6 protein-coding genes are annotated in these 16,228 nt (G+C 68.7%); all 6 read left to right on the plus strand.

What is annotated here, in order from left to right; translation table 11 throughout:
• Nucleotides 1-36: 36 nt before the first annotated feature.
• A complete protein-coding gene (locus tag AC3ENQ_RS03595; RefSeq protein WP_431801814.1) occupies nt 37-1,482 on the plus strand; it encodes a SpaH/EbpB family LPXTG-anchored major pilin in 1,446 nt (481 codons plus the stop codon).
• A gap of 76 nt (nt 1,483-1,558) precedes the next feature.
• Nucleotides 1,559-2,509 carry a class C sortase gene (locus tag AC3ENQ_RS03600; protein WP_431801815.1) on the plus strand — a complete coding sequence of 317 codons (951 nt, stop codon included), beginning with the start codon at nt 1,559-1,561 and terminating at the stop codon, nt 2,507-2,509.
• Between the two features lie 427 nt (nt 2,510-2,936).
• Nucleotides 2,937-4,367: a sugar transferase gene (locus AC3ENQ_RS03605; protein WP_431801817.1), complete on the plus strand. Its 1,431-nt coding sequence runs from the start codon at nt 2,937-2,939 to the stop codon at nt 4,365-4,367.
• A gap of 65 nt (nt 4,368-4,432) precedes the next feature.
• Nucleotides 4,433-4,864 carry a VanZ family protein gene (locus AC3ENQ_RS03610; protein ID WP_431801819.1) on the plus strand — a complete coding sequence of 144 codons (432 nt, stop codon included), beginning with the start codon at nt 4,433-4,435 and terminating at the stop codon, nt 4,862-4,864.
• Nucleotides 4,865-4,915: 51 nt separating this feature from the next.
• Nucleotides 4,916-5,167, plus strand: a complete 252-nt coding sequence (locus AC3ENQ_RS03615; protein ID WP_431801820.1) for a hypothetical protein — start codon at nt 4,916-4,918, stop codon at nt 5,165-5,167.
• Nucleotides 5,168-5,517: 350 nt separating this feature from the next.
• On the plus strand, nt 5,518-16,098 hold the full coding sequence (locus AC3ENQ_RS03620; RefSeq protein ID WP_431801822.1) for a DUF5979 domain-containing protein: 10,581 nt from the start codon (nt 5,518-5,520) through the stop codon (nt 16,096-16,098).
• Nucleotides 16,099-16,228 lie beyond the last annotated feature (130 nt).

Raw genomic sequence — 16,228 nt, forward strand, 5'->3', positions numbered from 1 at the left:
CCGAGCACCCGACCCCCGGAGAGAAGAAGGAAAACCATGCAGAAGACATCACGGCGCGGTACAACGCGTCGAACGATCGTGGCCGTCGCCGCGGCGGCGCTCGCGATGGTGGGCGTCCTCGCCGCCGCGGCGCCCGCCTCGGCCGCTCCCGGCAACATGCCGACTGGCAACGGAACACTCACCATCCACAAGTTCGAGCAGCCCGCGACCTCGGGCGCGGCCAACGACTCGGGGGCGCCCCTGAGCAGCGCGACGACGAGCTCCTGGGTCGCCCTGTCGGGTGTGACATTCACGGTCCAGCGGATCACCTCCGTCGATCTGCAGACGAACGCGGGATGGGATGCCGCGTCAGGATACGCAGCGTCGCCGTCCACGATCCCGGCCGGCAGCCTGGGCGCCGCGTCGAGCGTCACCACGGGCACATCGGGTGCGGTGTCCAGCACGCTCCCGATCGGCGCCTACCTGGTGACGGAGGTCGCGAGCCCCGCCGCGAAGCTCCCCGACGGGAGTCCGGCCCACATCACGATGACCGCGGCCCCGTTCGTGGTCACGGTCCCGATCCCCACCACCGCGGGCACCTGGAACACCGACGTGCACGTGTACCCGAAGAACTCGCTGTCGGCCGTCGCCAAGTCGGTCGCGGCGCCGTCCGGCCTCGGGCTCGGCGCGACGCTGACATGGACCATCGACGTGAAAATCCCGTTCCTCACCGCCGGCGACTCGTTCTCCGACTTCGATGTCACCGACGTGCTCGATGCCAAGCTGCAGTACGTCGCAGGATCGGCGACGGCATCGGTCGCGGGAACCGCCGTGGCCGTCACGGACACGACGTCGGGGCAGAACGTCGCCCTGTCGCCGGCTCTCAGCGCCCTTGCCGCGCACCAGGGCAAGACGATCTCGTTCAGCTTCTCGACGAAGGTCGTCGCCGCGGGCGCTGTCGTGAACCAGGCATCCGCCTTCATCAACGACCCCAACCACACGAACGGGATCACCTCGAACCAGGCGACGACCTATTGGGGGAGCATCCTCATCACCAAGCACACCGAGGGCGATGCGGCCAAGACGCTCGAAGGCGCCGTCTTCGGCGTCTACACCTCGGAGGCCGACGCACTCGCCGACACCAACCGCGTCTCGGTGAACGGCGCGGACGAGTTCCGCACGGGCGCCGATGGAACGGTCCGCATCCCCGGCCTGTTCGTGTCGAACACCCCGGGGCAGACGAAGGTGTACTACGTGCACGAGCTCACCGCGCCCGCCGGCTACGACCTGAACGAGACCGCGTTCGCGGTGACGCTCACGGCGGACGGGCAGGTCGCGACCCCCGTCGCTCAGAGCGTCGCTGACCCGCAGAAGCCGGCGTTCGAGCTCCCGATCACCGGCGGTGATGGAGCGCGCACGCTGCTCTTCCTCGGCGGCGGTCTGCTCCTCGTCGCTCTCGGCGTAGCGATCGTGGCGATGCGTCGCCGGTCGGCTCAGCGCTGACCTCCCGTCCTCGGGTGACGAAGCGGCCCTCGTTTCGTCACCCGAGGCATTCTCCCGAGCCCGTGAGACCGCCCCGATGATGACATCTCCCCCCGCGAGGTCCGACGCTGCCGACCCGACCGCCTCGCGCGACGAGCCGTCCCGCACGGGGTGGCGGGTTTCGTGGCTTGCGGTGCTCGTCGCCGTCATCGCACTGTGCGGCACCGCGACTCTCCTATACCCGACGGTGGCGGCGTGGTTCCACCAGAAGACGCAGTCGGAAGTCATCGAGAGGCTGAGCGCCGAGATCGACCAGGAACCGCCGACCGGGCTCGGTGCGGCACTCGTGCAGGCACGCCGCTACAACGCCTTCCTCGAGGGGGGAGCCGCGTCTCTGGCCGCTTTCTCGAACGTCCCGGAGGGTGAGGGCTCGGCGACGTCCGGACCCGCCTACGAGGACACGCTCCGGGCCGACACGACGGGCCTCATGGCCCGGCTGAAGATCCCCTCCATCGGCGTCGACTTGCCCATTTACCACGGCACGAGCGACGCGACGCTGCTGCGCGGTGTCGGCCACCTCGAGGGGACCGCTCTCCCGGTCGGCGGCGAGGGTACCCACTCCGTCCTCACCGGACATCGCGGATTGGCGGATGCCGAGCTGTTCACACATCTGGACCGGGTTGCGAAGGGCGACACCTTCACCATCGAGGTGTTCGGGGAGGTGCTCACGTACCGGGTCACGGAGATCGAGGTCGTCGAACCCTCCGACACCGAGACGTTGTATCCCGTGCGCGGTGCGGATCTCGTGACGTTGGTGACGTGTACTCCGCTCGGCATCAACAGCCAGCGCATTCTCGTGACGGGGGAGCGGGTGACCCCGACCCCGATCGAGGATGTGCAGGCGGCGGGCGCGCATCCTGACGTCCCGGGATTTCCCTGGTGGGCCGTGATCGGGGCTGCGGTGCTCGCGGCGCTCGCGCTCTACGTCTGGCTGATGGGGCGCGCGCCGCGCCGGTCGCCGCGGGTGCTGCGCAACGCGGGAGAGTAGCCGCGCCCGTATCCGTAGGATGGGGCGCGTGCCCGGCATCCTGATCCATGAGTGGCTTTCACGCCACGGTGGTTCGGAGAATGTGTTCGAGGTCTTGTCGCAGACGTTTCCGGATGCCGAGCGATTCTGCCTGTGGAACGACAGTGACGGTCGGTTTCACGGGGTGCGGGAGACGGTGCTCGCTCGCACGCCGCTACGCCGGAACAAGGCCGCCGCTGTGCCGTTCATGCCGGCGGCGTGGCACCTGTTGCCGCGCAGGGATGCCGATTGGGTGCTCGCCAGCAGTCATCTCTTCGCGCACCAGTCCCTGCACGGCGCGCGAAGATCGACCGTCGAACGCGAGGCCTTCACTGGGATCGGACGGCGAGCAGGAGTACGAGTGCGCACACGAGAGCCACGCGCTCGCCGCTCCCCGCTGAAGGTCCCCTTGCGTCGGGGAGCGCGAGACTGGCCCGAGCGATACGCGAGTTGGCTCGTTTACAGCGACCTCGCCGTCCTCGTCCTGATCTTCGTCGTCTTCCGGCTCGTGGCAATCCCGCTCGAATACACCACCGTCTCGTGGGCGGACGGACCCGACGTGCCGTATTGGGCCGTCATCGTCGCCGTCGATGTTCTGTGGCTGATCGCCCTCAGCATCTTCGATACGCGCGACCGGCACATCGTGGGTAACGGCACGCAGGAGTATGCGCGGATAGCCAACGCCGGCGTCGCGCTATTCGCCGTGCTCGTCTCGGTGGCATTCTTCCTCCGAATCGACGTCTCCCGCGCGCTGCTCATCGGGGTGATCCCGCTCGGCACGCTCGCACTGATCGTGTCGCGATGGGTCTGGCGACAATGGCTCAGAGCGCAGCAGAGCGCGAAAAAGTACGTCTATCGCGCCATCGTGCTGGGCGAGCCCAAGAAGTCCGCGCACATCGTCTCGGCGATCCGACGCGCCTCGGGAACGGGTTTCGACATCGTGGGTGTCGTGACGAACTCGTCACGGTCGGGCGTCGTCGAAGGCGTACCCGTCGTCGGTACCTTCGCGACAGCGATCGCGGCGCTCGACGCCGTCGACGCCGACACCGTCATCCTCGTGGGCGCGGACGAGATCGATCCTGTGGTGATCCGCCGACTGGGAGGGGCGCTCGCGGACCGCGACGCGAACCTCGTCGTCGCCCCGCAGCTGACCGATGTCGCAGGTCCCCGCATCCACACACGACCCGCGGCGGGTCTGCCGCTCGTGCACGTCGAGTATCCGGCGCTGGTGGGCTACCGGCGTTTCATCAAGCGCGTGTTCGACATCGTCGCCGCCTCGCTTCTCATCGTGCTCACGTCGCCGGTCATGGCCGTCGCCGCGATCGCGGTTCGGAGCGACAGCAAGGGGCCGGTGCTGTACCGACAGACGCGGGTCGGCCGCCAGGGAAAGCCCTTCGGCATGCTCAAGTTCCGTTCGATGATCGCCGATGCCGACGATCAGCTGGCCAGCCTGCTCGACCTGCAGGGGATGACGACACGACCTCTGCAGAAGGTCGTGGACGATCCGAGGGTCACCCGCGTGGGTCGCGTGATTCGTAAGCACTCGATCGACGAACTGCCCCAGCTGTTCAACGTCCTGGCGGGCACGATGAGCCTTGTCGGCCCCCGCCCGCAACGAGAAGGCGAGGTCGCGCTGTACGACGACGCGGCGAAGCGCAGGCTTCTGGTCAAGCCGGGTATGAGCGGCCTGTGGCAGGTCAGCGGGCGATCGATGCTCTCCTGGGACGACGCGCTCCGACTCGATCTCTACTACGTGGAGAACTGGTCCTTCATGCAGGATGTCGTGATCCTCTTCCGCACGGTGCGCGCGGTCATGATGCCGGGCCAGGGAGCGCACTGACCATCGCGGGCTCCCGCGATGCACGGGCTCGACGCACCCGACGCAGATCGGCGTGGATCATCGCCGTGCTCTACGGCATCCTTCTGCTCACCGTCGCATTCTGGCCGACACCCGTGGATCGGCCCTTCGAGCGCATCATCGCCAGGATCATCGTCGAGCTCCACGAACGCGGCGTCCCGGCGTTCGTGGGTTACGGCTTGATCGAATTCTCCGCGAACATCGCCTTGTTCGTCCCCGCGGGTCTGATGTTCGGGCTCCTGCTGCCGTTGCGCTGGTGGCCGGTGATGTTCCTTACCGGGCCAGTGCTCTCGCTTGTCGTCGAAATCGCCCAGGCGCTGTTCCTGTCGGCCCGGTACGCGACCGCGTCGGACGTCCTGGCGAACTCCATGGGTGCCGCGCTCGGCGTCGCGATCGCGCTCGCCGCCCGATGGCGCGCTGCGCGACGCCGGGCTCGGTCGAGCGCGGAAAGCGACCCTGGAGTCCGACCTTCCGCTTGACCACAATGAAGACGCGGCCCGCGCTGGTCCGCTCAGACGAAGGGGGAGACCATGGCAGCAGAGAACACCGTCAACACGGGCAAGGATGCCGTCGACGGCGCCGTCGAGAAGACGAAAGAGGCCTACGAGCGGATCACCGAATCCGTCGGGGGAGCGCTGAACTCGGAGCAGGCCGAGCAGATCAGCGACACCATTCTGGACACCGTGACAGGGTTCGCGAAGAAGATCCTCCCTGACTCGGCCGACTCACAGATCGACGAGGTCCGCCGAAAGGTGGACGAGCAGATCGGCACCGAGAAGTAGGCCGAGCGAGGAGTTCGGTATCGTCCGTCAGGACGACGCGAGAGGGGGTGGATGCCGCGGCATCCACCCCCTCCCTGTACGTGCCGCGCTTCGTGCGGGGCGTCGTATCTCGGTGACTTGACGAAACCTGAAAGATCCCTTAGCGTCGGGAATGGTCGTGCTGATGCCGGGGGGTGTCGCCGACTGGACGGGCTGTGGGGGCTCGTTCACTTCGGGGGGACGAGGGCTGTTCCTCCGATCAGTGACAGGTCGTGGGGAACATGGGCACTGCTCGTGACGGTTTTGGGGTTTCTTCGTCGCGAAAGACACAGCGTGCTGTGCGGGCGCGCGCGCGGCGTGATGACCGGCTGGTGCTCCGACACCGCTGGTACGCGGGGGGCATTTCGGCCTTGCTCGCGGGCGCCCTCGTGTTCGCGGGAATGACGCCGGCGATCGCCGACGAGGCGCCGACTCCGGCGCCGAGCGACACGGCGACGTCGCAGGACGAGACGACCCCGGCGCCGGAACCGACGACGCCGGCTGAGCCGACGACGCCGCCCGCGCCGGAGAAGCCGACCGCGCCGGAGACGACACCGCCGTCGCCTGACGTTCCGAGCCCCGCCCCCAGCACGAACGCCGCGACGCCGACGCCGTCGACCTCGCCGACATCGCCCGAAGCGCGGTCGCTCGTCGCCCCGCCGGCGGCACCGCTCGCTGCAGCGACGGCGACGATCAAGATCAACGTGGGTGGTACGCGCACCGCGAACTCCTCCACCGCAATCTCGCCGCTTGCGGGATCGGGCTTCCAGGCGAAGCCGGTCGGCGGAGGGGCGACCCTCACCTGTACGAGCGACGCGGCAGGCGTCTGCACGATTTCGGACGCCGTCGTGGGCACCCGGTACGACATCACGCAGACCGGTGCTCCGGCCGGCTGGTACATGAACGCGAACCTCGACTACGGCGGCTCGGCGTCGGGAACCTCTACTCCGTACTCGTTCCGCACCGCATCCCTTCCCGCAGGTGTGACGACGGTGCCGGGCACGACCATCGGTGGCAGCTACGACGGCGACTCCGACGGAGACCCGTTCCTCAACCCGTGGGCGACGTCGCTGAACAACAACAGCATGCCGAACGTCTGCGGTCTCAACATCGCGATGATCATGGACCGTTCCGGGTCGATGTCGGGCGCGAAGCTCGCCAACCTGAAGTCCGCCGCGAACAACGTGGTCACCTCGCTCATCGGATCGGGGTCGACCCCGGCGACATCGACCAAGATCGCCCTCTACTCCTTCGCCAGTGACGCGACGAAGATCACCGGACTCACGTCCAGCTACTCGGCGCTGACGTCGGGTATCAACTCCCTGTCCGCCAGCGGCGGTACCAACTGGGATCAGGGTCTCTACCAGGCGGTCACCAACCGAGGTTCGGATGCCTACGACCTCGTCGTCGTGCTCACCGACGGAAACCCGACCTACGACCGCAGCGGGAACGGCAACCAGAGCCGCACACGTTTCGACAACATCTCGAACGGCATCTTCTCGGCGAACGCCATCAAGTCGATGGACAACGGACGCGGTGGTAAGACCCGTATCGTCACGATCGGCATCGGGGTCGACGGGGGCGCCGAGAACATCCGTGCGATCTCGGGCACGGCACTGAACTCCGACTATTACCTCGCCAGCTCGAGCAACTTCGGCGACGCGCTGTACGCCACGCTGCTGGCGAACTGTTCGCTGACGGTGACCAAGCAGGTGCAGGGCGCAAACGGCTCCACCACGCCGGCCAGCGGATGGAACATCAAGGCCACCGTCGGAAGCGCCGCGGCGAGCACGAAGGCGACCGACTCCAACGGCAAGGCGATCTTCGGCCCCCTGAGCCCCGGCGCACAGACGTTCACCGTCGTCGAGCAGCAGAAGCCGGGCTTCGCGGTCGTGCCGAGCAACGGGAAGAACCTCGTCTGCACGCAGGGCGGCAACACCCTCACCGTGACGAACACCGGCACGAGCGAGCCGGGAGGCACATTCACCGGAGACATCAGTGCCGGCGGCATCTCGTGCACGATCACGAACACCTCGGTCTCGACACTCACGCTGACCAAGGCCTGGACGGGCGGCTCGCCGGGTGACGCGGTCTCACTCACCGCCACCAACAAGACGAACGGGGCGGCCCTCACCACCGTGGGGACGAGCGTCAACGGCGGCGCGACCACAGCGGCATCCGTGCGCGTGAACCCGGGCGACCAGGTCGAGCTGAAGGAGACGTTCACCACCGGGTCCGCGGCAGACTACAACACCACTCTCGTTTGCAACGGAGCGAGCGTCACCCTCACCGGCGGCGTCGGAACCTTCACGGTGCCGGCGGGGACCGCGGCAGGAACCACACTCACCTGCACGTTCACCAACGTGTCGAACATGGCCAAGCTCACCCTCAAGAAGCAGGTCGTCAGCGCCGGCGGCGCCGTGGACCCGGCCACCGCCTGGACACTCACGGTCGGCGGTGCCGCGGGCTGGGTGTCGACGACCACGGCAATCGGAACCGATGGCACGCTCGCGGCGACCGCGAAGCAGTCTGTGAAGTCGGGCACGCCCTTCACGCTCAACGAGGTCGGTCCGACCGCCGGCTACACGGCAGGCGCGTGGACATGCGACTCGGGAGTGAAGGTCGGGACCGGATCGACGGTGACCCTCGCCGCCGGCGCCGACGTCACCTGCACGATCGTGAACACGCAGAAGCCGGCTAAGCTCACCGTCCTCAAGAAGGGCCTGACCGGAGACACGCTCCTCGACGGCGCCAAGTTCCAGCTCTCCCGCGACACCGGTTCGGGCAATTGGCAGAACATCGGCACCCCGGTGACCGCCGCCGGCGGTTCCTACACCTGGAACGCGCTCGGCTGGGGCACCTACAAGATCGAAGAGGTCCAAGCACCCGACGGATACGACATCTCCACCCCGAACGCGCAGGTCGTGACGATCGGCGCGGCGGAGACGGCGACGACGAAGGTCATCGAGTTCCGGAACCCGCGCTCGGTGGGGTCGCTGCAGATCACGAAGACGATCGGCGGAGCGGGTGGTGTCGCGCCCGGCACGACCTTCTCAGGTACCTACGACTGCGGCGTGGGCTTCGCCGGGCCCTTCGCTGCGCTCTCGCCGACGACCCCTGTGGTGATCTCGGGCATCCCCGTCGGAAGCAGCTGCACCGTCACCGAGAAGGCGCCCGTCGGCGGCCTCGTCGATGACTCCTACGCCTGGGACGTCACGGGTACCGTGAACCCGGCCTCGGTGACGATCGTCAAGAACCAGACCGCGACGCTGAACATCAAGAACACCACCAAGCGTGTGTACGGCTCGCTGGATGTCACGAAGGCCCTGAAGGGGATGCCGACCGGCTTCACCGGCACCGCGACCTTCTCCGGGACCTGGACCTGTGATTACCCGACCGGCACCGCCGACGACACCTCCGGCACCTGGAGCGTCACCTTCGTCGGCCTCGTCCCCGGCACGGTCTCGTACACCGGCCCGCGGACGCAGATCCCGCTCACGTCGACGTGTTCGATCACCGAGAACTCGCCGTCGAACGGTGTCTTCGGTGACCCGTCGTACACGTGGAAGGCGCCCGTCGTCTCGCCGGCGACCGTCAAGGTGACGAGCGACGCGAAGACCGCCTCGTTCACCGTGACCAATGAGGCGCAGCGCGCCTCGCTGACCCTCATCAAGGTCGTGAAGTCGCCCAACGGGGGCACGGCCGTCGCAGCGGACTGGAACCAGCTCCTGCAGGCGAAGCCCGCAGCAGGCGGCGCGGTGCTGTTCGACTCGGGTCAGACGAAGTACGTCGCCCCCAAGGCCTACGCCCTGACGGAGCTCGCCGGCGGCCCGGCGGGTTATGCGCTCACTGGCATCGAGTGCTCGGTGAACGGCGGCACCTATGCGCCGGTGACCTCCGACGTCACGGTGCCCGAGGGCGGCGCCGTCGTCTGCCAGTTCACCAACACCGACACGGCACCGAAGCTCACCCTGGTCAAGAACGTCGACAACAAGGGCGGCGTCGGATCCGCCAACGCGAGCGCGTGGACGCTGTCGGCGACCAGCACGGGAAACCCCTCGGTGACCGGCGTCAGCCTCCCGGCGACCGGCACGACCGCCTCCATCAGCGGCGCGGTCAAGGGGAACGCGGTCTACACCCTCGATGAGACGGGCGGACCCTCGGGCTACACCCCGGGAACATGGGCCTGCTACAAGACCGGCACGAAGCTCCCGTTCGAGATGCAGACCGCCAACACGGTGAAGGCGCTCGTCGGCACCGACATCACGTGTGAGATCACCAACACGGCCATCCCCGCGACCGCGACGGTCGTCAAGAACGTCAAGGCCGGCTGGCCGAAGCAGCAGGCCGACGGCTCCTGGGAGATCGCCTACGACATCGTCGTGACGAACACGTCGGCGACATCGACCTACTTCTACTCGCTGAGCGACAAGCTCTCCTTCGGCGCCGGCATCACGCCGACCGCCGCCGCGTGGACGGGTCCGACCAATGGGACGTTCTCGACGCTGACCGGTAGCCAGGTGCTGAACCCGGCGGGTTCGCTCGCGCCGAACACGAGCACGACCTACACGGTGACAGTCAAGGCCACGGTCTCCGCGACCGCCGCCGACGCGGGCACGAGCGTGTGCACGTCGACGTCGCCGACGCGGGCGTTCCGCAACACGACGACGCTGACCTCCGGTGGCGACTCCACGACGGTGGACGACTGCGCCCAGCCCTGGTTCCCGATGGTCACGAAGACGGCGAGCGCGCCCACGCAGAACGCGGACGGCTCGTGGAACGTCGCCTACACGGTAACGGCCACCAACCCCGGCGCGGGTCCGCTCCAGGTGACGCTGAAGGATGCCTTCCCGGCGGCACCGTCGGGTTGGAGCTACGCTCCGGCCTCGTGGGCGGTCGCGGCGGTCGGGACGGCGCCGGCGCCGGCGGCATCCAGCTTCGCGCCGGGGACAACCGGCACGATCTACACCGGTGCGGTGCCGGCGACCACCTCCTACGCCTACACGGTGAGCGCGACGCTCGTGCCGAGCTCCGCCGCGACGCCCCTCGGCGACTGCGCCGCGGAGGGAGGTCTGCGCAACAAGGCCTCGGTCGTCTCTGGTGAGGTGACCCGTGACGCCACGGCTTGTGTGACGGTCACGACGCCGCCGGTGACGGTGGCGAAGACAGCCGCGGCGACGCAGCAGCTCGCGGACGGCACCTGGCAGATCGACTACACGATCGCAGTGACGAACACGAGCCCGACGGTGGCGACGGTCTACACGCTCACCGATGTGCCGCAGCTGGGTACGGGCTTCACCGTGGTCAGCGGCGCATGGGGTACCGCACCGATCGCGAACACGCCGATCGCCGGCGGTGCGACGCAGAACTACACCTACCGGATCATCGCGTCGTTCGATGCGACCGTGAAGGATCCGCAGCTCACGTGCACCCCGGCCGAGACGGGAGCCTTCTCGAACAAGGCGGTCGTCACCTTCCCGGGCGGTACGGCGAGCGACCTCGGTTGTAGCCAGCCCGGCACGCCGACCGTCACCAAGACGGCGCAGGCGACCACCCAGGTCTCGGCCACGCAGTGGAAGATCTCGTACACGGTGACGGTCGCGAACACCTCCGGAAAGACGCTGGCGTACACGCTTTCGGACACCCCGGCGGCGCTCCCGGCCAACGTCACCGGCGCCGGCTGGACGGCCACGGGCCCGACGATCGCCGGCGGCGGTTCGGGTTCGCTCACCGCAGGCTGGACCGGCGGAACCGGCAGCACGCAACTGGCGACCGGGCTGATCCCGACGGGCGCGACGCACGTGTACACGGTGTCGAACCTCGTCACGGTGGGCGCGAACGCGAACCCCGCCGACCTCGCCTGCTCGCCGACCGCCCCGACGAAGGGCTTCTGGAACAACGCGACCGTCACCAACGGCGTCGGAGGCGACTCCTCCGACGCGTGCACCTCGGTCGTTCCTCCGAAGGTCGGCATCGTCAAGTCCGACGCGACCGTCGCGCAGCTCGCCGACGGCACGTGGGACCTCAGCTACGAGGTCACGGTGACGAACCAGAGCTCGACCGCCGAAGCGGCCTACACGCTCGCCGACACTCCGCAGTTCGACGCCGTCTTCACCCCGGTCGTGGGCCCGACGCCCTGGACGGCGGAGGGGTCGACGACATCCGTCGCGACTGCCGAGGGCACCCTCGCGGCGGGCGCCAGCACGACGTGGACCTACCGCGTGAGTGCCACGGCGGATGCCTCCGACGCGACGCCGAGTGAGCTCGAAGGGGCCCTCCGCTGCACCACCGAGGGGGAGACGCCCGGCGGCGGGTTCTACAACGTCGCCACGGTCACCTTCCCCGGTGGCACCGCCTCCGACGCCGGCTGCGGTGTGCCCGCGACCCCGACGGTGACCAAGACCGCCGCCGCCGCGACCTACAGCGCGGCCGGATGGCAGATCAGCTACACGGTCACGGTCACCAACGGCTCCGGCATCCCGCTCGCCTACACGGCGACGGACGATCCGCCGACGACGCTCCCGACGGGCGTGACGGCCACCGCTTGGGCGGTGAGCGGACCCGCCGATCTGGAGGGCGGTACCGCGACGCTCGACCCCGCGTGGAGCGGCGCAACCGGCGGCGTCTTCGCCACCGGCACCCTTCCCGCCGGCGCGAGCCACGCGTACACGGTGACGGCGACGCTGGCGATCGCGCCGACGACCGATCTCGATCAGCTGACCTGCTCGAGCGAGGGCACGCGGACCGGGATCTGGAACGAGGCATCCGTCACGAACGGACTCGGCAGCACGGATGACGAGGCGTGCACGACGTTCACCTTCTCTCCCGTCTCGGTCGCCAAGAGCACCAGCACGGTGCAGCAGCTCACCGACGGCAACTGGCAGATCGATTACCTCATCACCGTCACCAACGAGGGCACGTCTGCCGCTCCCTACACCCTGACCGAGACCCCGAAGCCCGACGCGAGCTTCGAGATCGTCTCGCAGGAGTGGGTCGGCGGCACGCCTGGCGCCGAGATCGCCCCGGTCGGCACTCCGGTGAACTGGACGTACCGCGTCGTGGTGAAGGCCAAGACGGGCGACGCCTTCAACGAGAAGACGGCGACTGTCTGCACCGAGGCCGAGGATGGCAAGAGCGGTTCGGGCGGCTTCTACAACACGGTCGCCGTGACCTACCTCGGCGGCAGCGACCACGCAGACGCGTGCGGCGTGCCGATCAAGCCGAGCGTCGTCAAGACGGGCGCCGCCGTGCAGGACCCGGCCACCGGCAATTGGACGGTGACCTACACCGTGAAGGTGCAGAACAACGACCCGAAGAAGATCGCTCTCGCCTACACGCTGAGCGACGTCGCCGCGGACCTCCCGGCCGGGGCCACGAAGGTCACCGGCTGGACGATCGCGGACCCGCAGATCACCGGCGGCGGAAGCTCCGACACGGCGGTCGCGAACACGGCATGGGCGGGTTCGCGATCGCTCGGGAGCGGGTTCATCGGCGCCGGCGCGCAGCACACCTACACGGTGAGCGCCACATATGCGCTCGCCGCGACGGCCGACCCGGCAGACCTCGCCTGCCAGGAGGACGGCACCGGCGGGTTCCAGAACGCCGCAACCGTCACGAACGGCATCGGCTCCTCGACGGACGACGCCTGCGTGAGCGTGACGGTTCCGACCGTCACCCTCAGCAAGACGGTGACCTCCACCGCCCTGCAGGCCGACGGGCGCTGGAAGATCACCTACGACGTCGTCGTGACCGGCGACGACGAGCTGACCGCGACCTACTCGCTCAGCGACACCCTGACCTTCGGCGGCGACATCGTCGTCGACACGGCGGCGTCGGGCTGGACCGGTCCGACGACCGGGTCCTTCGGCTCCTCGACCACGGCGCAGTTGGCCACCGACCGGGCGATCGCGAAGAACGCCGTCGACACCTACACGGTGACGGCGTACGCCACGATCGACCAGGCGGCCTTCACCGGCGAGACGCTCACCTGCGACGACGGACGCGTGCCGGAGGCCGGCGGCTTCCTCAACGTCGCCACCGTCACCGCGGCCGGAGAGACGACCTCGGCGCACGACTGCTCCGAGCCGTCCTTCCCGAAGATCGTGAAGCAGGCGCAGAGCGTGGTGCAGGCGGCCGACCCCGACCAGTACGACGTGACCTACCTGCTGACCGTCACGGGAGGATCGACGCCGGGGTACTACGACCTGAGCGACACGCCCGCGTTCGCTCCGGGCCTCACCCTGATCAGCGGCACGGCCACGGCGGTCACTCCGACGCCGGGCGCACCGGTGAGCGTCACGAGCGGCGTGCCGTTCGCGACGGACGTGGCGATCGGTGCGAACGAGGTGCAGACCTGGACGATGACGTGGCGCGTCGAGCGGACGAGCGATTTCGATCCTGCGAACACCGCATGCACCGAAGAGCCCGGTCACGGCCTCTTCAACACGGCCTCGGTCACCTTCGGCAGCGTCGTGCAGGACGACGCGGACTGCGTGCCGCTCCTGCCGCGGTACTACCCGACGGTCGCGAAGACCGTGACGAGCGTCACGCAGGATGCCGGAAGCGGCATCTGGACGATCACGTACGACGTCGTCGCATCCCTCGCGGCGAACGCCGAGAACCAGAAGGCGAAGTACGACCTGACCGACACGCTGGAGTTCGGTGACGGGATCACCGTGACCTCGGCATCCTTCTCCGGCCACAAGTCGGGAACGTTCACCGACGGGAGCGCAACGCTCGCGACGGGGGAGACGATCGCTCCGGCCACGAGCCACACCTACACGGTCACCGTGAAGGCGACGGTCTCGGCGGGGGCGATCGAAGAGGGCACGCTGAGCTGCCTGCGCGGCGAGGGCGGTCCCGAAGCCGGCGGCTTCCTGAACACGGCGCTGCTCACCTCCGGTGGGCGTGAGGCGAAGGCGTTCGATTGCGCCGAGCCGCAGGTGCCGACCGTCGTGAAGTCCGCGGCGACGACCACCGACAACCCCGACGGCTCGCAGCGTGTGAGCTACCTCGTGACGGTGACGGCACCCGCTCCGGTCGACGGCGACCCCGTGTCGAACCTCGGCTACAGCCTGACCGAAGACCCGCAGCCGCTGGCGTCGGGCCTGGAGCGCGTCGGTGACTGGCACGCCGAAGCGGTGAGCCCGTCCGATCTGACGATCGACGAGCCCACGTTCGACGGGACCGGCGAGTGGAAGCTCGTCAGCGGCGCTGAATTCACCGCGGACGAGCGAGAGGCCGGAACCGTCACCCACACCTACCGGGTGTGGGCCGACATCGAGGTCACCGAGCTGCCGAGCGAGTTCGAATCGTGCGGCGAGGGCGACACCGGCATCGCCGTCTGGAACCGTGTGGCGCTGACCATCGGCGACTACACGACCGATGACCGGGCGTGCGGATCGGTCGATTGGGACGAGGTGACGATCGAGAAGGATGCCGATCTCCCGGGCGACCAGACGACCGTCCAGCCGGGCGACACATTCGACTACGTCCTGACCGTGCGCAACAACGGCACGCGCGCCGCGACCGGCGTGCACGTCACCGACTCCGACATCAACGACCGCCTGGAGATCCAGGGGCTGACGGTGTCGGGCGGCGTGACCTGGACCGCACCCGGCTACACGGGCAACGACGTCGATCTCACCATCGCGTCGCTCGCCGTCGGCCAGTCGGTGGAGGTCCGGATCACGGTGGAGTTCCTGCCGGCGCCGACCACGGTGGAAGACATCGTCGGTGATGCCGCGGCGCCCACGCCCGCGGCGCCGATCGACGAGCTCACGAACACGGCCTGCGTCGATTCCGACCAGGACGGCACGCTCGACTGCGACGACAACACGATCACGACGCGCGATATCACCGCGACGGTGTACACGCGCTGCGTGGCCGATGCGCCGCTCCTGGGCTGGACGGTGCAGAAGTCGGCGTCGCTCGCCTCGCTGCCGATCGACTTCCTCTGGACGCCGAACAGCGGCACTCCGACGACGACGCCGGCGGACGTGTCGCTGCAGGCGCCGCCGTCGGTGACGACCTGGACGAACGAGATCCGCTGGCCGGGTTCGGCGTTCACGCCGTCGGGCATCTCGATCGACGACCCGGGATGGCGGCCGCTGCGCGCAGCCGACTACGCGCCCGGCGGAGGGTTCTTCCTGCCGGGGACGTCGACGGTGATGACGCCCGCGCAGCAGGCGGAGTACGTGTTCAACGGGTTGATCCTCGACCCGAGCGAACTCGACTTCGCGTGGCGCGGTGAGTCCACCGTGACGCTGTCGGTCAACCCGGAGCTCCAGTTCGAGGTGGCCTACCCGCCCGCGACGCCCGAGTGCATCGTGCCCCGCCACACCAAGGTGGAGATCGAGAAGACCGCGTCGACGCAGAAGGCGATGCCGGGCGATCCGTTCAGCTACACGATCGACGTCCGCAACGTCAGCGACGACAGCGCCGCCGACGGAGTCGTCGTGACCGACGCGATCCCCGCGACGATCAAGGTGACGAACGTCACCTGGGCCGGCAAGGGCGACGACAGCGTGTTCCCGAACTGGAAGACCTGTGCGGTGACGGGCCAGAGCTCCTCGGGCTACGGAGGCACCCTGACCTGTGAGCTGTTCGGTCCGCTGCAGGTGGCGGGGCGTGACGGTGACACCGCACCGCAGATCACCTTGGCCTCCGAGGTGAGCAAGACCGCACCGACAGGAGCGATCACCAACGTCGCGATCGTCGATTACCACACATTCGGAGACCCGACGGATGCGGGCCGGGACAGCGATGACGCCGTCATCCTCGTCTCGCTCCTGCCGGCGACCGGTGGCACGACGCCCATCTGGATCCTCTGGGGCGCCCTGGCGGCGATCGTGACGGGGACCGGTGCGGTGCTGGTGATCCGTCGCCGCCGACGCGAAGCGGGCACGCTGTAAGGCGCGCCTCAGGCGCGGGAGGGGCGGGGTTCCCCCAAGACCCGCCCCTCCCGCCCCCACGTCCGGGTGCGTGTGCGTTCGATCGCGTGCACAGGGCCTACACCCGCGCGACACGCCCGGGTTTGCGACA

The sequence above is a fragment of the Microbacterium sp. bgisy203 genome, assembly GCF_057706945.1.